This window comes from Streptomyces sp. NPDC001732 (assembly GCF_053596315.1).
Window position 1 is genome coordinate 1 of record NZ_JBSFFY010000050.1, and the last position, 19,420, is coordinate 19,420.

At 70.7% G+C, this 19,420-nt stretch carries 18 protein-coding genes; 7 read left to right on the forward strand and 11 right to left on the reverse strand.

Annotated elements, in window-relative coordinates:
* Positions 1–1,225: phenylacetic acid degradation protein PaaN (gene paaN, locus ACWCXX_RS31165; RefSeq protein ID WP_451133077.1), on the forward strand; the 1,225-nt coding region annotated here is incomplete at its 5' end.
* Between the two features lie 81 nt (positions 1,226–1,306).
* Here the strand turns inward: paaN and ACWCXX_RS31170 are convergent.
* From ACWCXX_RS31170 to ACWCXX_RS31180, 3 genes are all read right to left on the reverse strand, one after another.
* Entirely contained in the window at positions 1,307–1,939 is a 633-nt protein-coding gene (locus tag ACWCXX_RS31170) for a TrmH family RNA methyltransferase (protein ID WP_451133141.1), read from the reverse strand.
* A 155-nt stretch (positions 1,940–2,094) separates the two neighbouring features.
* Positions 2,095–3,384 carry an HTTM domain-containing protein gene (locus ACWCXX_RS31175; RefSeq protein ID WP_451133079.1) on the reverse strand — a complete coding sequence of 430 codons (1,290 nt, stop codon included), beginning with the start codon at positions 3,382–3,384 and terminating at the stop codon, positions 2,095–2,097.
* Positions 3,381–4,142 (reverse strand): DUF5819 family protein, encoded by a 762-nt coding sequence (locus tag ACWCXX_RS31180; RefSeq protein WP_451133081.1) that lies wholly within the window; start codon positions 4,140–4,142, stop codon positions 3,381–3,383. The genes ACWCXX_RS31175 and ACWCXX_RS31180 overlap by 4 nt, the downstream gene beginning before the upstream one ends.
* Positions 4,143–4,257: 115 nt before the next feature.
* Between ACWCXX_RS31180 and paaA the strand changes: the two genes are divergently transcribed.
* The 6 genes from paaA (at position 4,258) to ACWCXX_RS31210 (ending at position 9,183) form a co-directional block, all read left to right on the forward strand.
* Positions 4,258–5,289, forward strand: coding sequence for a 1,2-phenylacetyl-CoA epoxidase subunit PaaA (gene paaA, locus ACWCXX_RS31185; RefSeq protein ID WP_451133083.1), 1,032 nt, complete (start codon positions 4,258–4,260; stop codon positions 5,287–5,289).
* Positions 5,286–5,576: a 1,2-phenylacetyl-CoA epoxidase subunit PaaB gene (paaB, locus tag ACWCXX_RS31190; RefSeq protein ID WP_093548044.1), complete on the forward strand. Its 291-nt coding sequence runs from the start codon at positions 5,286–5,288 to the stop codon at positions 5,574–5,576. Before paaA ends, paaB begins: the two co-directional genes overlap by 4 nt.
* Entirely contained in the window at positions 5,573–6,274 is a 702-nt protein-coding gene (gene paaC / locus ACWCXX_RS31195; protein WP_451133085.1) for a 1,2-phenylacetyl-CoA epoxidase subunit PaaC, read from the forward strand. Before paaB ends, paaC begins: the two co-directional genes overlap by 4 nt.
* The gene (gene paaD / locus ACWCXX_RS31200) at positions 6,268–6,774 is read left to right on the forward strand and encodes a 1,2-phenylacetyl-CoA epoxidase subunit PaaD (RefSeq protein WP_451133087.1); all 507 of its coding nucleotides are present in this window, start codon (positions 6,268–6,270) and stop codon (positions 6,772–6,774) included. The genes paaC and paaD overlap by 7 nt, the downstream gene beginning before the upstream one ends.
* On the forward strand, positions 6,775–7,833 hold the full coding sequence (locus ACWCXX_RS31205; RefSeq protein WP_451133089.1) for a 2Fe-2S iron-sulfur cluster-binding protein: 1,059 nt from the start codon (positions 6,775–6,777) through the stop codon (positions 7,831–7,833).
* Positions 7,834–7,995: 162 nt separating this feature from the next.
* Positions 7,996–9,183 carry an acyl-CoA dehydrogenase family protein gene (locus ACWCXX_RS31210; protein ID WP_451133091.1) on the forward strand — a complete coding sequence of 396 codons (1,188 nt, stop codon included), beginning with the start codon at positions 7,996–7,998 and terminating at the stop codon, positions 9,181–9,183.
* A gap of 269 nt (positions 9,184–9,452) precedes the next feature.
* Here ACWCXX_RS31210 and ACWCXX_RS31215 read toward each other — a convergent pair whose 3' ends face one another.
* The 8 genes from ACWCXX_RS31215 to ACWCXX_RS31250 form a co-directional block, all read right to left on the reverse strand.
* Complete coding sequence (locus tag ACWCXX_RS31215; RefSeq protein ID WP_451133093.1) at positions 9,453–9,797, reverse strand: rhodanese-like domain-containing protein; 345 nt, start codon at positions 9,795–9,797, stop codon at positions 9,453–9,455.
* A gap of 46 nt (positions 9,798–9,843) precedes the next feature.
* Complete coding sequence (locus ACWCXX_RS31220; protein WP_451133095.1) at positions 9,844–10,770, reverse strand: hypothetical protein; 927 nt, start codon at positions 10,768–10,770, stop codon at positions 9,844–9,846.
* 239 nt (positions 10,771–11,009) lie between these two features.
* Positions 11,010–12,488 (reverse strand): DUF2252 domain-containing protein, encoded by a 1,479-nt coding sequence (locus ACWCXX_RS31225; RefSeq protein ID WP_451133097.1) that lies wholly within the window; start codon positions 12,486–12,488, stop codon positions 11,010–11,012.
* 260 nt (positions 12,489–12,748) lie between these two features.
* Positions 12,749–13,963, reverse strand: coding sequence for a nitric oxide synthase oxygenase (locus ACWCXX_RS31230; RefSeq protein ID WP_451133099.1), 1,215 nt, complete (start codon positions 13,961–13,963; stop codon positions 12,749–12,751).
* Between the two features lie 134 nt (positions 13,964–14,097).
* Positions 14,098–15,318 carry a 4-nitrotryptophan synthase gene (gene txtE / locus ACWCXX_RS31235; RefSeq protein ID WP_451133101.1) on the reverse strand — a complete coding sequence of 407 codons (1,221 nt, stop codon included), beginning with the start codon at positions 15,316–15,318 and terminating at the stop codon, positions 14,098–14,100.
* 814 nt (positions 15,319–16,132) lie between these two features.
* Positions 16,133–16,861, reverse strand: a complete 729-nt coding sequence (locus ACWCXX_RS31240; protein ID WP_451133103.1) for a class I SAM-dependent methyltransferase — start codon at positions 16,859–16,861, stop codon at positions 16,133–16,135.
* Positions 16,862–16,959: 98 nt separating this feature from the next.
* Positions 16,960–18,384, reverse strand: coding sequence for an acyltransferase family protein (locus tag ACWCXX_RS31245; protein ID WP_451133105.1), 1,425 nt, complete (start codon positions 18,382–18,384; stop codon positions 16,960–16,962).
* The gene (locus ACWCXX_RS31250; protein ID WP_451133107.1) at positions 18,377–19,330 is read right to left on the reverse strand and encodes an alpha/beta hydrolase; all 954 of its coding nucleotides are present in this window, start codon (positions 19,328–19,330) and stop codon (positions 18,377–18,379) included. The genes ACWCXX_RS31245 and ACWCXX_RS31250 overlap by 8 nt, the downstream gene beginning before the upstream one ends.
* Positions 19,331–19,420 lie beyond the last annotated feature (90 nt).

Consider the following 19,420-nt stretch of genomic DNA (forward strand, 5'->3'; position numbering starts at 1 on the left):
GCACGCACAGGACCGCGGTCTCGAAGCCGTGGCGTACGCCTACGAGGAGCAGCTCCGCACACCGGGAAACGCCGACTGGTCCAAGCCCCAGGGCAGGCGCGACCCGCTCCGGCTGCACAAGTCGTTCACCGCCGCACCGCGCGGCATCTCGCTCCTGATCGGCTGCAACACCTTCCCCACGTGGAACGGCTACCCCGGCCTCTTCGCCTCCCTGGCCACCGGCAACCCCGTGCTGGTCAAGCCGCACCCGCGCGCCGTGCTGCCGCTCGCGCTCACGGTGCAGCTGGCCCGCGAGGTGCTCGCCGAGGCGGGCTTCGACCCCAACCTGGTCGCGCTGGCGACCGAGCGGCCGGGCGAGGGCATCGCGAAGATCCTCGCGCTCCGCCCCGAGATCAGGATCATCGACTACACCGGCTCCACCGCGTTCGGCGACTGGCTGGAGGCCAACGCCCGCCAGGCCCAGGTCTACACGGAGAAGGCCGGGGTCAACACGATCGTCCTCGACTCCACGGACGACTACCGCGGCATGCTGTCCAACCTGGCGTTCTCGCTCTCCCTGTACAGCGGCCAGATGTGCACGACCCCGCAGAACCTGCTGATTCCCCGGGACGGCATCACCACCGACGCCGGCGACAAGTCGTACGACGAGGTGGTGGCCGACATCGCCGGCGCGGTGACCGGTCTGCTGGGCGACGACGCCAGGGCGAACGCGCTGCTCGGCGCCCTGGTCAACCCGGATGTGAAGGCACGCCTGGAGGCGGCCCCGGACCTGGGTGAGGTCGCCCTGGCCTCCCGTGAGGTGCCCAATCCCGAGTTCCCCGACGCCGTGGTCCGCACCCCTGTCGTCGTCAAGCTGGACGCTGCCAAGCCGGACGACGAGCAGCACTGCCTGTCGGAGTGCTTCGGCCCGGTCGCCTTCGCGGTGGCGGTCGACTCGACGGCCGACGCCCTGGACCTGCTCCGCCGCACGGTCCGGGACAAGGGCGCGATGACGGTCGGCGCGTACACCACCTCGCCCGAGGTGGAGAGCGCGGTGGTGGACGTCTGTCTGGACGAGTCGGCCCAGCTGTCGCTGAACCTGACCGGCGGGGTGTACGTCAACCAGACCGCGGCCTTCTCCGACTTCCACGGCTCGGGCGGCAACCCTGCGGCGAACGCGGCGCTGTGCGACGGGGCCTTCGTGGCCAACCGCTTCCGCATGGTGGAGGTCCGCCGCCAGGCGTGATCACCGGCGGAGAGGTGTGGGCATCCAGGCCGGACGCCCACATCTCCCCCGCCCGCCCCGTTCCGGCCCGGCGATCGCCCCTCAGTTCTCCGGGATCTCCGCGTACCGCTGCACCCACGCGTGCATGGCGATGGCGGCCGCGGCCCCCGCGTTGATCGAGCGCGTGGAGCCGAACTGCGCGATGGAACACACCATCGCCGCATGCCTGCGGGCCTCCTCGGTCAGCCCGGGGCCCTCCTGCCCGAAGAGCAGCACACAGCGCCGCGGCAGCTCGGTCCGCTCCAGCGGCACCGCCCCCGGCAGGTTGTCGATCCCGATGATCGGCAGCCCCTCGGCCTCCGCCCACGCGGTCAGCGATTCCGTGTCGGGGTGGTGCCGCACATGCTGGTAGCGGTCGGTGACCATCGCGCCCCGTCGGTTCCAGCGCCGCCGGCCCACGATGTGGATCTCCTTGGCGAGAAAGGCGTTCGCGGTGCGCACCACCGAGCCGATGTTGAAGTCGTGGCCCCAGTTCTCGACCGCCACATGGAAGTCGTGCCGCCGCAGATCCAGATCGGCGACGATCGCTTCCCGGGTCCAGTACCGGTAGGCGTCGCCCACGTTGCGCCGGTCGCCGTGGGCGAGCAGCTCGGGGTCGTACCGCTCGTCCGAGGGCCAGGGCAGCGGATGCGGCCCGACGCCGATCTCCGTCCCGAATCCCTCGTCGTACTGCATCGGCTCTGCGGACGGTCCGTGCTCCTCCGACGGCGCGTGCCCTGCCGAGGGAGCACGCTCCGCCGGGGGGACGTGCCCTGCCGGGGAAGCCTGCTCCGTCACCGTCACGGATGCGCCACCGGCACGACCGGTGCTGCCGCTCTCACTGCTGCTGCTCACCCGACGAGCGTATGGCCCCCGTCGCCGCTGCGCTGCGGGGCCTCCTCGTCGTCGGCGGGACCGCGCTGATCGGGGACCTCCTTCTCGCGCGAGAACAGCAGTTTCCGCGCGAGGGTCACCCGGCCCCCGAGCCAGACCAGGAAGACGGTCGGCAGGAAGACGGAGTCGGCGGCGATCATCGCCATCGAGAAGAAGGGCAGCCCGAGCAGCAGGGCGATGCCCGCGTGCTCACAGATCATGGCGACGAGCAGGACGTTCTTGACCCGTCGGTTGAACAGGGTGAAGGGGAACGCGACCTGGACGATGACGGTTCCGTACGTGATCAGCATCACCATCACGCCGTTGGAGGCGAGGATGTCCGACAGTCCGGGCCACGGCGTGAAGTAGTCGAGCTTGAGCGGATAGTAGAGCGCCGTGCCGTCCTGCCAGCGCGAGCCCTGGATCTTGTACCAGCCGGCCGTGGCGTAGATGAGGCAGACCTCGGCCATGATCACGACGAGAGTCGCGTTGTGGGCGAGGTTGGCGATGACGTCGAGCAGGATGCGCGTCTGGCTCCGCGGGGCGTAACGATTCACGGCCCACCAGGCGCCCTCGCCGATCCACAGGATCCACAGGAGTGTGGGCAGCCACCAGGTACCGCCGAGCCCGTCCGTCGCACTGGCCGCGATCAGCACCACGCCGAGCACCGCCCACAGCGCCGGTCCGACCACGTTCCCGCGCGTCGAGCGCCGCGGAACATCGGCTTCCGTGCCCGCCTCCCACGCCGCTGCCTTCGCTTCCTCCGCCTCTTCCTCCGCGCGTGCCGCGCGCGCCGCACGCCGGGCGTCCAACGACCAGACCTGCCCGCAGCGCGTGAGCACCAGGTAGATCGCCATCAGGTGGATGACGTTGTCGCCGCCGTCGCCCATGAAGATGCTGCGGTTCTGCAGGGAGAGGACCCCGGCCATGAAGAGGACCGACATGGCGCGCGTGTGCCACCCGACCATCAGCAGCGCCGCGGAGATCAGCGCGACCGCGTAGACGATCTCGAACCAGACCGTGCTGTCCGACCACATGAGGGCAGTGAAGGCCTGGTTGCCGGATATGAGCTGCTGCGCCATGTCCCAGCGCCAAGGGGCCTCGGGCCCGTACATCTCGTGGCGGTGCGGCAGCTCGCGCAGCAAGAAGAGCAGATAGGTGGCCGAGAAACCGATCCGGATGACGGCGCTCTGGTACGGGCCGAAGGCCGAGGAGGTGATGCGCTGGACGGCGCGGGCGACCTTGCGGTCGAAGGAAAGCGTGCTCACTTGTCCGCCCCTTCGGCATCTGCGGGAAGGTCGGCGGAGGTGATGTTCCACCAGGGCAGCACCCGGTAGGACGGCCTTGTACTGATCTTCTCGTCGCTCCACTCGGGTGCCGCGACGGACCGCGTCTCGGAGCGGATCTGGATGCGCTCGACGGTGCCGCCGTAGTCGTGTTCGCTCAGGCGCAGCATCGCGATGCGGCGGATGTAGCGCTCGGAGAGTCGGCCGCGAAGGCCGTTGGCCCGGTTCTCGTTGTCGTGGGAGCCGAGGTAGAAGTCCCAGCCGCGGCGGAGTTCGTTCTGATGGACGTGGCTGGGGAGGAGGTTGCCGCGGATCGCCTTGCCGTCCTCGCCGGAAAGGCTCATCCAGGGGGTGGTGCGGCGGCCGTCGGGGCCCGATATCTCGGCGCGCACGTGCACGGCGATGTTCTGCTGGAGCGGGTTCGGGGCGAAGAGCTTCCAGTTCTGTTCGAACTCGGGATAGACCCAGTCGTCGACCGCCTCGCCGTGCTGCTTGGTCAGCGTGTTCGAGGGGGCGACGTGCAGGAACACCATGGCCAGCTGGGTACAGGCGACCACGCCGATCACCGACAGCACGACCGCCGCCACGATCTGGTACGGAAGCGACAGGGCGGCCATCCCGCCACGGGTGCTCGTCTCCGGTTCCCCGTCGGCGGCGGAAGGGGGGTCCTCACGCGGTACCGGCCCCGGCCCCGCGTCGCCGTTCCCGCTCTCGGCGCCCCTGTCGTCGTACGAATCCATCCCGCCCCGATCCCCGTCGCTCCCCGGTCAGTTATCCACAGGGTTGACACCCTACGGGCCGCCGACTCACCATTGAAGACATTGAACCGAACGATCGGTCGGTAGGGAGTCCGGGATGGCGGCAGTGACTGCGGACCAGGCGGCGCAGGCGGGAGCGGGCGGTCCCGAAGGGGCGGACGGGGCCCTGGAGGCAGCGTTCGACGCCGCGGTGGCGGCGGACGAGCGCATCGAGCCGCGCGACTGGATGCCCGAGGCGTATCGCGCCTCGCTGGTCAGGCAAATGGCCCAGCACGCCCATTCCGAGATCATCGGGATGCAGCCGGAGGCCAACTGGATCTCGCGGGCGCCCTCACTGCGCCGCAAGGCCATCCTGATGGCCAAGGTGCAGGACGAAGCGGGGCACGGGCTCTACCTCTACAGCGCTGCGGAGACCCTCGGCACCGGCCGCGAGGAGCTGCTCGACAAGCTCCACGCGGGCCGCCAGAGATATTCGTCGATCTTCAATTACCCGACGCTGACCTGGGCGGACGTCGGTGCCATCGGCTGGCTCGTGGACGGTGCGGCGATCACCAACCAGGTGCCGCTGTGCCGCTGCTCCTACGGCCCGTACGCCCGCGCGATGGTCCGTATCTGCAAGGAGGAGTCCTTCCACCAGCGCCAGGGGTACGAGCTGCTGCTCACCCTCAGCCGCGGCACCCCGGCACAGCACGAGATGGCGCAGGACGCGGTGAACCGCTGGTGGTGGCCGTCCCTGATGATGTTCGGCCCGCCGGACGACGCCTCGGCCCATTCCGCACAGTCGATGGCCTGGAAGATCAAGCGCCACTCCAACGACGAGCTGCGGCAGCGCTTCGTGGACATCTGCGTCCCCCAGGCCGAAGCGCTGGGCCTCACCCTCCCGGACCCCGATCTCCGGTGGAACGAGGAGCGCGGACAGCACGACTTCGGCGCGATCGACTGGAAGGAGTTCCAGGAGGTCCTCAAGGGCAACGGCCCGTGCAACGAGCAGCGCCTCGGCCAGCGCCGCCGGGCACACGAGGAGGGCGCCTGGGTCCGTGACGCGGCGGTCGCCTACGCCGAGAAGCACTCGACAGCACACACGACGGCGCGGACCGCGACCGTACCGAACGGGGAGGCGACAGCATGAGCAGCTCGACCGAATGGCCCCTGTGGGAGGTGTTCGTGCGTTCGCGCCGCGGGCTTTCCCACACCCACGCAGGCAGCCTGCACGCCCCGGACGCGGAAATGGCCCTGCGCAACGCGCGCGATCTGTACACCCGCCGTTCCGAGGGCGTCTCCATCTGGGTGGTCCCGTCCGCGCAGGTCACAGCCTCTTCGCCGGACGAGAAGGACTCCTTCTTCGAGCCGGCCGGTGACAAGCCGTACCGGCACCCGACGTTCTACGAGATCCCGGAAGGGGTGAAGCACCTGTGACCGCGGCCCTCGCCCTGGGCGACGACGCGCTGGTGCTCTCGCACCGGCTGGGGGAGTGGGCGGGCCACGCCCCGGTGCTGGAAGAAGAGGTGGCCCTGGCCAACATCGCCCTGGACCTGCTGGGGCAGGCCCGGGTGCTGCTCTCCCTCGTCGGTGACGAGGACGAGCTGGCCTACCTGCGCGAGGAGCGCGCCTTCCGCAACGTCCAGCTGGTCGAGCAGCCGAACGGCGACTTCGCCCACACCATCGCCCGCCAGCTCTACTTCTCCACCTACCAGCGGTTGCTGTACGAGCAGCTGGCGGCGGGCAAGGGCCCGTTCGCCGGTCTGGCGGCGAAGGCCGTCAAGGAGGTCGCGTACCACCAGGACCACTCCGAGCACTGGACACTGCGGCTCGGCGACGGCACGGACGTGAGCCACGAGCGGATGCAGAACGCCGCGGATGCCCTGTGGCGGTTCACCGGCGAGCTGTTCCAGCCCGTCGAGGGCGTGGAGATCGACTGGCAGTCGCTGCACAGCGGCTGGCTGGAGTCCGTCACCGCGGTGCTGGAGCGGGCCACGCTGACCCTGCCGGCCGGTCCGCAGTCCGGGGCGTGGACGGCGGGCGCGGGACGCCAGGGCATCCACACCGAGCCCTTCGGCCGGATGATCGCCGAGATGCAACATCTGCACCGCAGCCACCCGGGGGCGTCATGGTGACCGGGACGCTCCTGGAGGAGGAGCTGCGCCGGCTCGCGGGCTCCGTACCCGATCCCGAGCTGCCCGTGCTGACCCTGGACGAGCTGGGCGTGCTCCGGGGCGTGGACGTCCTCGCCCCCGGCAGGGTCACCGTGCGCCTCACCCCGACCTACACCGGCTGCCCCGCGATCGAAGCCATGTCCGCCGACATCGAACGGGTGCTGCACGACCACGGCATACCGGAGGTCTCCGTGGTCACCGTGCTCTCACCGGCCTGGTCCACGGACGACATCAGCGCGGAAGGACGGCGCAAGCTGGCCGATTTCGGCATCGCACCCCCTCGCCCGCACGATGCCGCGGCCCCCGCCGGGGGCCCGGTGCCGCTCACGCTCTCGGTGCGCTGCCCGCACTGCGGCTCGACCGACACGGAGCTGCTGAGCCGGTTCTCCTCCACCGCGTGCAAGGCGCTGCGCCGCTGTGTGACGTGCCGCGAACCGTTCGACCACTTCAAGGAGTTGTAGATGTTCCATCCGCTCCGGGTCCGCACGATCGAACGGCTCACGGACGATTCGGTGGCCGTCACGCTCGCCGTACCGCCCGAGCTGCGCGAGACCTTCCGCCACCAGCCCGGCCAGCACCTCAATGTGCGCTACACGGTCGACGGCGAGGAGATCCGCCGCTCGTACTCGATCTGCTCCCCCGCCACCGAGGAACCGGACGAACCCGTACTGCGCGTGGGCATCAGGCTGGTCGACGGCGGTGCGTTCTCCACGTACGCGCTGAAGGAACTCGCCGTCGGTGACGTGGTCGAGGCGATGCCTCCGATGGGCCGCTTCGTGCTCACGCCCCGTGCCGGGTACTTCGCGGCGATCGTCGGGGGCAGCGGGATCACACCGGTCCTGTCCATCGCGGCCACGCTGCTGGCGCGGGAGCCGGACGCCCGGTTCTGCCTGATCCGCAGCGACCGGACGTCCCTGTCCACGATGTTCCTGGACGAGGTCGCCGACCTCAAGGACCGCCATCCGGACCGGTTCCAGCTGATCACGGTGCTCTCCCGGGAGGAGCAGCAGGCCGGCCTTCCCTCCGGCCGGCTGGACCGGGACCGTCTCGCCGAACTGCTGCCCGCGCTGCTTCCGGTGACCGAGGTGGACGGCTGGTACCTCTGCGGGCCGTTCGGGCTGATCCGGTCCGCGGACCGGGCGCTGCGCGACCTGGGCGTCGACCGGACCCGTATCCACCAGGAGATCTTCCATGTGGACGACGGCCCGATCGCACCCGTCCGCATCCCGGTCGAGTCACCGGCCCACAGCAGACTGACCGCGACCCTGGACGGCCGCTCCGGCACCTGGCCGGTGGAGAAGGGCGAATCGCTGCTGGAGACCGTGCTGCGCAGCCGCGCCGACGCCCCGTACGCCTGCAAGGGCGGGGTCTGCGGGACCTGCCGGGCCTTCCTGGTCTCGGGCGAGGTCCGGATGGACCGGAATTTCGCGCTGGAGCCGGACGAGACGGAGGCGGGCTATGTGCTGGCATGCCAGTCGCATCCGATGACGCCGGAGGTGGAACTCGACTTCGACCGCTGACCGCCCCGCCGCGCCGCTCCCGGGTTCCCGGGCTCCCTGTCCCGCTGTTCTCCTGGTTCTCCTGTTCCGCTGCTCTCCTGTTCCCTTCTCGTAGAACCTGTTCTATCTTGACGGGCCGTCAGATTCGGGTACGGGAGCAGCGGTTCGCGGGAGGCAAGGACAGTGGACTTCACCTTCACCGAGGAACAGCAGGCGGCCGTGGAAGCGGCACGAGCGGTCTTCTCCGGGGTCGCCCCCGACGGAGTGCCCAGCCCCGCTCTCGCGCCGGGCGCGGTGGCCGAGGACATCGACCGGCCGCTGTGGGCCGCCCTCGCCGCCGGCGACCTGCTGGGCCTCCCCCTGGAGCCGCGGCACGGCGGGTCCGGGCTCGACCTCATCGCGCTCTGCCTGGTGCTGCGCGAGTCCGCCAGAGTGCTCGCGCGGGTTCCGTTGCTGGAGACGTGCGCGGTCGCCATGGCACTCCAGCGGTACGGAGACCCCGGGCTGGCCGCCGAGCTGCTGCCCCTGGTCGGCCGGGGCGAACTGGTGCTCACCGTCGGGGCCAATGGCCGCTCGGGCCACGGCCCGGCCGAACTCGCCGTCACCGCCCGCCGGGAGACGGCCGCGAAGGACCACCTGCCGGACGAAGGTTCCGGTGACACCACCGGCGCCGCTTCGGAGTGGGTGCTCGACGGGGTGCAGTCGGCGGTGCCGTGGGCGCAGGCGGCGGACTGGATCGCGGTTCCGGCACACACGGGCGGGGGCGGGGCCGTGGTCGCCCTGGTCAGGCCGGGCCAGGACGGTGTCGAACTGGCCGAGCAGGTCTCCACCAACGGTGAGCGGTTCGCCGAGGTCCGGCTGCGGTCGGTACGGGTCGACCGGCGCGCGCTGATCGGCGGTGCCGGGGCCTGGGAGTGGCTGCGGGCCCTCCTCACCACCGGGACGTGCGCGCTCGCGCTGGGGCTGGGCGAGGCGGTGCTCGCCATGACGAGCGAATACACCGGAAAGCGCGAGCAGTTCGGCTTCCCGATCGCGACGTTCCAGGCCGTCGCCATGCAGGCCGCGGACCGGTACATCGACCTGCGGGCCATGGAAGTGACGCTCTGGCAGGCGGCCTGGCAGATCTCCACCGGGGCCGAGAGTGCCCTGCCCGCGGAGGGCGACATCGCCGTGGCGAAGATCTGGGCATCGGACGGTGTCCGCCGGGTCGTGCAGACGGCCCAGCATCTGCACGGCGGTTTCGGCGCGGACACGGACTACTCGCTGCACCGCTTTCACGCCTGGGCGAAGCAGATCGAGCTGTCCCTCGGCCCGGCAGCGGCCCACGAGGAGGCCCTGGGCGACCTGCTGGCCACCCACCTCCTCGGCTGACACGAGCGGCATCGTCGGCGTCGCCAGCATCGCTGGCATCGCTGGTGCCTTCGACACCACTGGCGTCCTCGGCAGCATCGGCACCCTCGGTACCGCCGGCACCCCTGACGCCGTCGGCATCGCCCACGGCCGAGTCGAGCGCGGACCGACCGGCTGGCCGGTCGGTCCGGCCCCGGACAGCAGGCCGCCCACGGCGATGTCGTGCTCGGTGGGCAGGCTCTGCTGAACGGTGTTCGGCGGCCGGTTGCCCCGGGTCGGGTGGGGCCGGTTCAGAGCACGAAGGCCGGGCTGTCGTCGTCGGTGACCATCGGGCGTCCGGCACCGTCCCAGGCGAGCATGCCGCCGTCGATGTTCACGGCATCGATGCCCTGCTGCACCAGGTACTGGGTGACCTGGGCGGACCGGCCGCCGACCCGGCACATCACATGCACGCGTCGGCCGTCGGCGACGGCCTCGGTCAGCTCACCGAAGCGGGCCACGAAGTTGCTCATCGGGATGTGCAGGGCGCCTTCGACGTGCCCGGCCGCCCACTCGTTGTCCTCCCGGACGTCCAGCACGAGGCCGTCCGCCGGAACCGCCGCGACGTGCACCGAGGGCAGCGGGGCGAAATTCATGGGTCATGCCTTCTCTCGTACGTACGCTCCAGGGTCACCGGAAACGCTACTGCACCAGGCCCGCCAGCTCGGCCTCGCGCTGCGCGACCTCGCCCAGCAGCTGCTCGGCGATCTCGTCGAGCAGCCGGTCCGGGTCCTCGGGCGCCATCCGCAGCATGGCGCCGATCGCGCTCTCCTCCAGCTCCTGTGCGAGCACGGTCAGGAGTTCCTTGCGCTGGGTCAGCCAGTTCAGCCGGGCATAGAGCTCCTCGCTCTCGCCGAGCTCCGTCTCCGGTGCCGCGGGGCCCGCTTCCCATTCCTGTGCCAGTTCCATCAGGAGGGCCTCGTCCCCGAGCCCGTAAGCGGCGTTCACCCGGGCGATGAACTCGTCCCGGCGGGCCCGCTCCGTCTCGTCCTGCGCCAGGTCGGGGTGGGCCTTGCGGGCCAGGTCGCGGTAGAGCCTGCGCGCCTCCTCGGTCGGCCTGACCCGCTTGGGCGGCCGCACCGGCTGTTCGGTCAGCATCGCCGCCGCCTCGGGAGACAGCCCGTCCGAGTCGATCCAGTCGTGGAACAGTTCGTCGACGCCGGGCATCGGCATCACGACCGCCCGCGCCTCCTGCGCCTTGCGGATGTCCTCCGGGTCACCCGTCCTGGCGGCACGGGCCTCCGCGATCTGCGCGTCGAGCTCGTCGAGGCGGGTGTACATCGGGCCGAGCTTCTGGTGGTGCAGCCGGGAGAAGTTCTCGACCTCGACCCGGAAGGTCTCCACCGCGATCTCGAACTCGATCAGCGCCTGCTCCGCCACCCGGACCGCCCTCGCGAGCCGGGCCTCGGGCCGCTCCCCCGCAGTGGTGTCGGCCGGCTGTTCTCGCTGCTCGGACGGCTCGCTCGGGCCGTGCTCTTCGTGCCGGGCACGCTGCTCGTGCTGCCGGTCGTTGTCCTGCCGGTCATCGTCGTTCCGGGTGGTCGGCACTCCGGCGGCTTCGTGGGTCACCCGTCCAGCGTATGACCACGGCCGACGCCCAGGGGACGCGCGGTCGGCTCCCACGCTCCCCGCACGCGCGACCGACCCCGCCCCCGCCCCCGTTTCCGACCTTGTTTCCGCCCTCGTTTCCAGCCCTGTTTCCGGCCCCGCTCCCCGGTCCCGCTCCCGGCTCCGTTTCCGACGCCGGTCGCGCTTCCGGTGCCGTGCTCAGTGCCGTCGCCGGACCTCCCGGGTGGTCCCGGCCCCTCTCAGACGCCCAGCTCAGCGGCTATCCGACCCGAACCGATGGCCTGCACCAGCTCCGTGTGGTCCGCCTCCGTACGGTCCGCATAGGTCACCGCGAACGCCGCCACGGCCTCGTCCAGCTCCTCGTTCTTGCCGCAGTAACCGGCGATCAGCCGGGGGTCCGCGCTGTGCGCGTGGGCGCGGGCCAGCAGCGCACCGGTCATCCGGCCGTAGTCGTCGATCTGGTCGGCCGCCAGCGCCGCCGGGTCGACGCTGCCCTTGCGGTTCCTGAACTGCCGTACCTGGAACGGGCGCCCGTCCACGGTCGCCCAGCCCAGCAGGATGTCGCTGACGACCTGCATCCGCTTCTGTCCGAGCACCACCCTGCGCCCCTCGTGGGCCACCTCCGGCACGTCGAAGCCGACGGCCGGCAGGTATGGCGCCAGCGCGGAGGGCCGGGCCTCCTTCACCTGGAGCACCAGGGGCTCACCGCGGTGGTCGAGCAGCAGCACCACGTACGAGCGGGTGCCAACGCTCCCGGTACCGACCACCCGGAACGCCACGTCGTGGATCGCGTACCTGGCGAGGAGGGGTACCCGGTCCTCGGAGATCGTGCCCAGGTAGTCCCCGAGCGCCGCAGCGACCGCCGCGGCCTCGTCGTCCGGCACCCTCCGCAGCACCGGCGGCGCGTCCACGAAGCGGCGCCCGCCGTTCCCCGAGTCCTCGGTCGACTTGGCCGCGAAACGGGCACTGGTGTTGCTGCGGGCCTTCTCCGAGACCCGCTCCAGGGTCCCGAGCAGATCCCGGGCGTCCGTGTGCGAGACGAGTTCCTCGTCCGCGATGGCGTTCCAGGCGTCGAGCGCCGGGAGCTTGGCCAGCAGCCGCATCGTCCGCCGGTACGCCCCCACCGCGTCGTACGCCCCCTGTCGGCAGGTGTCCTCGTCCGCACCGGCTTCGCGCCCGGCGAGCACCAGCGAGGCGGCGAGCCGCTTGAGATCCCACTCCCACGGGCCGAAAACGGTCTCGTCGAAGTCGTTCAGGTCGATGACCAGGCTGCCGCGCGCATCGCCGTACAGCCCGAAATTGGCCGCGTGGGCGTCGCCGCAGAGCTGGGCGCCCACCCCGCTGACCGGGGTGCCCACCAGGTCATGGGCCATCAGCCCGGCCGATCCGCGCAGAAAGGCGAAGGGGGTGGCCGCCATCCGGCCCACCCGGATCGGGGTGAGAGCGGGCACTCGGCCCCTGCTCGACTCCTCCACCGCCCGCACCGCGTCGGGCCGCCCGGCCGGAAGGTCGAGGAAGGCGTGCGAGGCCCTGGGCACCTTCTCCCGCAGGGCCCTGCCCTCCCTCCGCGGCGACCGCGCCACGCCCCCTGACGCCCCGGACGCCCCGCCCGCCCCGGGGGCCCCGGTGGTCCGCCGGGCGAATCCGGGCACGAGCGGGATGCGTGGATCACTCGCCGCGTCCCTCTGAACCGGCACGGTCGCTTCGATTTCACCCATGGTGCGCAGCCTCCCCCGCTCGCCCTGCGCTCCTGGCCCTGTGCCCTGTCGCAGATCAATTGCGAAGAAGGTACCGCCATTGGCCGAAAGCCGTCTGCCCCAGGCGCACCGACCCCCAGGGCACGCCGCCCGCCAGGGCACGCCGGGCGCTTCGAAGCCCTGATCCGGGGTCGCCGGGGCGGAGAAGTCCCACGGACCGTCGGCCCGTGGGACTTCCCTCTCGGGGGGGCGCCGATGTGGTTCGGCACGAAGGTCGCGTACTACGCGCCGGGGCATTTCCCCCGGGCGAGGGAGCGGGCCCGGTCGTCCAGGCGGAAGCTGGGGTTGAGGTCCGCCTCGTCGTAGTAGCGGTGGAAGACGGGCGTGATCCCGCCGGAGACCGGCGGAACGATCCAGCTCCAGTCGGTCGGCACGATCCGGCCCTGGCTCTCCTCCTTCGCCAGGTGGGTGAGGAAGCGGCGCGACTCGGTGTGGTGGTCGGTGATCTTCACGCCCGCCGCCTCGAAGGAGTGCAGGACCGCGACGTTGATCTCCACCAGGGCCCGGTCGCGCCACAGGGTGGACTCGCTGCCGGTGTCCAGACCGAGGTGCCCGGCGACGACGGGCAGCAGGTTGTAGCGGTCCTCGTCGACCAGGTTGCGGGCCGCGATTTCGGTGCCCATGTACCAGCCGTTGAACGGGGCCAGCGGGTAGTCGATGCCCCCGATCCGCAGCCGCATGTTGGAGATGACGGGGACGGAGTACCAGCGCAGGCCGAGCCGCGCGAACCACGGGTGGTCGGGGTGGCTGAGGGGGACCTCCAGGACGAGGTCGCGAGGCGTCTCGAACAACTGCGGCTTGTCGGCCGTCTCCACGACCAGGGGCAGCAGGTCGAAGGGACCCCCGGGAGGTTGCCAGCCCATCTCCCGCACGGCATCGGTGAAGCCGACGAGCGCGGGGTCGCCGGTGACGCCGCCGTCCGGCCCGCGGTGACCGGCGTAGCGGACGAGCTGGTCGTTCCACACCCTCGGGCCGGGCCGGTTCGGGGTGTCGGGGGCGAATACGGATATGACGGGCCGGATGCGTCCGCCGTTGGTGGCCAGACGCAGGTGTTCGCACAGCTCCCGGTGGATCTCGTCGGGGGAGGTCACCCGGCGCAGGTCCCGCACGTTCAGGCTGTTCCAGTAGAGGCGGCCTATGCAGCGGGAGGCGTTTCGCCAGGCGACCCGGGCACCGAAGGTGAGTTCCTCGGGCGTGTGCGTGTAGGTGCCGGATTCCTCGGCCTCCGCGCGCACCTGGCGCAGGCGCTGCGCCAGGGTGACGGACTGTGCGGGGTACTCGGCGTAGTACTGGCCCAGGAAGCCCTCCGCCTCCTCCAGATCGACGGTGCCGTCGGTCGGGGGCGCGGAAGCGGTGGGCGGCTGCGGTGCGGGGATGCCCGGTTCGAGGGCCGTGTGCTGAGCGCAGGTGGGCAGCAGAAGGGTTTCGGACTGCATGGTGCTCCTCGCAGTAGCCTGTGGGTCCGTCCGCCGCCCCCTCCGGCGGAGCGCGCGGCGGGCTCGGTCGGGTGTCGGCCGCGTTGCCCGAACTGTGGGTGGGACCCGACGGTCCCACGTCGCAGCCCGTTCGGTCAGCCGAACCTCAGCGGCAAGGACTCGAGTGACCGGAACTCCAGGTTCGAGTTCCAGGTGGGGTCACCCGCCAGGCCGATCTTCGGGAAGCGCGCGAACAGCGCGGCGAAGAACCACTTGAGCTCGAGACTGGCGATCTGCCGGCCGAGGCACGAGTGCGGTCCCACGCCGAACGAGAGGTGCTTGTTGCTGTTCTGCCGGCCGAGGTCGAACGCGTCCGGCCGCTCGAACATGCGGGGGTCCCGGTTCGCGGCTCCCAGGAAGAGGGCGACGTTCTGCCCTTCCTCGATCTTCACCCCGTTCATTTCGACCGTCGTTCCCGCCACGCGCCACGTGAACTGGTTCGAGGCGTTGTACCGAACCACCTCGTTGGCCACGTTGTCCGCGCAGGCGGGGTCGGTCAGGAAGCGCTGGATCTGGTCCGGATTCGTCGCGAACGACAGCATGCCGCTGCTGGTGGAACCCGGGGTGGTGGGAGCGAAGAGGGCGATGAGCAGCAGGACGAGTTGATGGATCGTCTGCTCCGGCGTGCAGTCGACGTTGTCCGCCTGGGCGGCCGCGAGGCGTGCGATGACCGTGTCCGGGAGGACCGTCCCCCGCTTGCCCCGGACGAGTTCCTCGGAGTACGTGTGCAGATCCGCGAGGTGGTCGAGCAGGAGGTCGAGCTGCAGCGGCTGGTCCTGCGGGCCGGACCAGTAGGTCATGATCGTGTCCACCCGCGGTATGACGAAGTCCAGGTCCTCTTCCGGGACTCCGAAGGCGTGGACGGCGGCGTTCACCGGGAGCTTGGCGGCCAACGCGGGTACGGCGTCGAGCTCCTTCGTGCCCGCGGGGATCGAGGCGACCAGGTCGTGGGCCACGCGCTCGATCACCTGGCTGTAGTGCTCGTGTGCCTCACGGGTGAAAGCCGCACGGGTGGACCGCCGCAGCGCGGTGTGGCGCGGGGCGTCCGTGTACATCATGACGTTCTTGGTGAACCGGTGGTAGATGTTGTCCGGCGCCAGCTCCCGGCCCTCGAACTTCGCGTCCAGCACCTCCTCCATGCGTTCCGCCTTGAAGTCGGAGCTCTTCAGCGCGGCGGCACAGTCCTCGTACCTCATGACGGCCCAGGCATCCAGCCCCTCGCACCAGTGAACGGGCTCGCGCTCCGCGAGAGCGGCGTAGACCGGGTAGGGGTTGGGCACGATGCCCGGATCCGACAGCGGCGACGAATCACGCATGGGGAAAAGCTCCTTTGGGCTTTGGGTTCGAAAATCACCGGCTCGCTGACGGTGAAATGCGGGAGCGGAACAGGACCGGCCCGCGAAAGAAGACCGGACGGACGCACCCCGAGGACTTGGGCACCCCGAGGACTTGAGCATTCCGGGAACTTCGGCATGCCGAGGAAACGGGCATGCCGAGGACGCGGACCGTTCTGATGCACCGGACGAGCGGGGGTTCGATGGGCAGTCGGGGGCGCACCCGGCTTTTCCGCAGAGAAAAACCGGATTGCTCATGCCGCATCTCCCGTGCCACTGAATGGCACACCACCGTTCCGGCCGGGCCGTGCAGGGGAGAGACTATGAGGGCGTGTTTTTCTCTCGTTATCGGACGAACACCGGAAGGTTTTTCACGCCATGCGTTCCCCGTGGGCCGTGTCCTGTGCGAGGGGGTGGACGAGGCGCTCGCGGCAGCCGGGGGGCGCAGAAAAAGGGGGTACGAGGAGGAGCGCGGCGAGGAGCGCAAAGAGGGGCCCCACGAGGGACGTTCGTCGGTGCGGCACCCCTGCCGGGCGCTCGTCGGCGCGGACAGCGGCGGGGAAGGCGCGGGCCGGTATCACGAAGGCGACCCGGCGGGCCCGGGAGGCCGGAGAACCGGAGAACCGGAAGGAGTGGTGACGGGCGGGACGGTGGTCGCGGGGTCCGGGCCGGGCCCCGCGGCCACCGTCCCTTCGCGAGTCCGCGCGACTCACGATGCGCAACGGTGGCCGCGCCCATCTCCGTACCGGCATCGGCCGGACCGGGATCGGCCTAATCAGGATCGGCCGGCCCTGGATCAGCCAAGGGTGAAAAAGATCATCGGGTTGTGCTTGCTGTCGCGGACCGGCTCGTCGAGATTCAGGTCCTTCTTCACCACCCGGAGCTGCGCGATGACTTCGGGAGCCCTCGCGGCCGACGGGGTGAAGTACTCGATTCCCTGTTCGGCGAGCCACTTGATGATCACCGAGCCCTCGCTCAGCGGCTTCGGCCGACGGCCGTGGAAGACGTCGTGCACGCTCGTCGGCGTGCCCGCGGGAACCAGCGGGAAGACGTTCTCGATGTACCAGCGGGCAAACCGGGCCCCGTGGTCGGCGTCGATGAAGAGGTAGTCGGTCCGGGCCGGAAAACGATCCAGCTGCTCACGGACATCGCCACTGGTGAAGGTCCAGCGACCGTCGGAGAGCTCGGACGGCACATTGCGCACCACATGGTCGACCATGTCGAACGAGTAGAGGTGCCCCATCCCGTTGTCGCGCAGTGCGCTGAGAATCCACATCGTGGACCAGCCGTAGAAGGTGCCTATCTCGACGACGCTCTCCGGACGGTGCTCACGCAGCAGCAGATACGTGATCTCGGCCTCGTAGTCGTCGAGTTGCGCCTTCATCGCCTTTCCGCGCTGCCGGAGGAACTCGCGCCGCTGGTCCCTGACGGCGGCCAGATCATCCCGATACTTCTCGTAGAGCGCGCTCACGGATTCGACGGAGAGACCCTGGGGGGCCTTTTCCGCACTCTCTGAAAAAGTCACAAAACTCTCCTTCTTCTGGCTTCGCCCGAGCAGACGGCAAATGATTCGAACCGTACACACGCCGAATATCGGGCCGATATCTTCTGGATATGGGAGATCTATTGGGCGGAACTTCGGGCTTTGAATTCAAGATCACGGAACGCGACCCAGCACGCGGTCAGCACGGCCGCGAAGACGGGAAGCCAGGCAAGGCGGGTGAGCACCCAGAAAACGGTGTCCGGCACGGTGTGGAGACCGAGGAGCCGGTCTCCGAAGGCCAGCGAGACCACCGTGGTGGTGAGCATCGCGGTCTGGTGCCAGAGGAACACCGTCAGGGCCGAGAGGTTGAGCAACGCCACCCCCGCCCAGCAGAACTGACGCGCAGTCGCACGGGGCGGACCCTGCTCACCGGCCCGGCCTCGACCCCCGACCCGGGCCGCGCCCGGGTCCGAGTCGGGGTCCGGGGCCACGCCCGAGGCCGCGCCCGGGGCCGGGGCCGTGCTCGTGCCCGGGTCCGGGTCCGAGGGCTCCGGTCGCCCGACGAGCCGACGGATCGGACCGCACAGCAGCAGGCCGGCACCGCACTGGGCCACGCCGAAACAGACGGCCGCCAGGCTCGGCGGGTCGAGGTTGGACACCTCGGTGCCGGGGACGCCGACCATGCTCGCGGGATAGCCGAAATACAGCGTCAGCACGGCGGTGACGGCCGCTCCGCCGACGAGCATGCCGACGGCATGTCCACGACGGCCCAGTCCGTTCGCCGCGCAGAACGCCCCCAGCGCATAGGGCACCAGCCAGCCCGCGGGAACGTTCAGGGAATGCAGCAGGTCGGCCCATTCCGCGCCGTCCGACAGCCGGTACGTCGTGTCCGTGGTGACGACCACGAGGAAGGCGACGACCGCGCACCGGCCCGCGTACCTCCGTATCAGAGGGGTGGCGACGGTGAGCAGCAGGTACACGCCCAGGAACCAGAGCGGGGACAGGGCCAGCATCAACAGGGTCCGGATCGTCTCGAAGGCCACCCCCGTCAGGGCCAGGCCCAGCAGCACCAGCGACCAGGTGGCCACGAAACCTGCCGTCGGCCGTAACAGCAGCCGTGCCCGTCGGGCCAGCCAGCCGCGGTGGGTCCCGCCGCGCGCCGTCGCGGAGCGGTGGCTCCGGGCCCCGCTCCATCCGCCGACGAAGAAGAAGACGGCCAGGGGCTGGAGCAGCCAGGTCAGCGGGGTGAAGCCCGGCAGGTAGTGCAGCGGGCTGTCACCCGTCAGATGGCCGCTCGCCCGGAGCACGACGGCGCTCACCAGCCAGTGCCCGAGCATCACGCCGAGAACGGCGAAGGCCCGGAGGACGTCGATCGCCCGGTCCCGGGAGGCCGGGCTCGCCTCGTCGAAACGCAGCACCGCCGAGTGGAGGCGTTCCACGAGGGCCCGCCCGGCGGAGTGCTCGGCGATGTGCCCGGCAGCGCCCCCAGCAGGCCGGGGGAACGGGCGGTCCGGCCCGGCCGGGGGAACGGAACCGGAATCCGGGCGGGGACGGGCCTCATCCACCGGTCACCTCCGAGCCGCGCCCCAGACCGACCAGGGCGATGTTCCGCAGGGAGAGGCCGCCCGGTCGCAGGTAGTCGCTGTGCTGGGCCTCTCCCGTGGGAAGGACCCTGGCGCCGAAATCCGCGGACACCGGGTCGGCGCCGAAGCCGACCTTCCCGCCGAACAGGCCGATGCTGGTGTGGGGCACCTTCGCTATCCAGTCCCGGCTGCCCCGGCCGGCCCAGAACGGGACCTTCTCGGCATGGAGTTCGGAGGCCGACTCCGCCCCCGTCCCCGGGCTGCCGAACACGGCGACGCCGCTCAGGCCCGGCTGCGGTCCCGTCCCCGCCCGCAGCGAGTGGGCGCACACCACGGAACCGTACGAATGGCACAGCAGGGTGATGGAGGCGCGGTCGTTCACCTGCCTCAACTCGCGTATCTGGGCCCTGAGAAGGACGCCGCCCGACACGGCACGCGCTTCGGTCAGTACGTCGCGGCTCTTCGTGCGGGGGGCCCGGTAGCCGTACCAGGCGACCACGGCGACCGGTGCGTCGGGAGCGAGTAAGCGCATTTCGCGGTACAGGGCACGGGCGCCGCCGCCTGCCGAGGCGTGGTCCGAGCCGAGGTGGTCGAACGTGTCGATGGTGGTGTCCGACCCGGGCACGAGGAGGGCCACGTGCCGCGCGTGCGCCAGATCGCCGAGCACCTCCACGGCCTGGCCGTCGCCCTCCGTGTCGAGCGCGAGGAACTTCCTTCCTCCGGAGCCGAGCCGGGTGAGCGTCCGGCTGCGGCTGTCGTCGCCCATGCGCTCCGCCGCTCGTGCGGCCTCGGCGGCGTACCGCCGGTTCGCCGCGTACCGGTCGGGGAGGTCTTCCGCGGTGACGGGGGAACGAGCGGGGGCCGAGGGCAGACCGGGGCCGGCCGACGCCGCGCCGGCCGTGACCGAGGCGACTATGCATCCGGCCACGAGCGCTGTCCCTGTTCCCTGTCTGACAAGCGCACCTCGGCGCATGGTTCTCTCCTTTCCGCGGGCATGGCAAAAGGTCCCTGCGGGCAT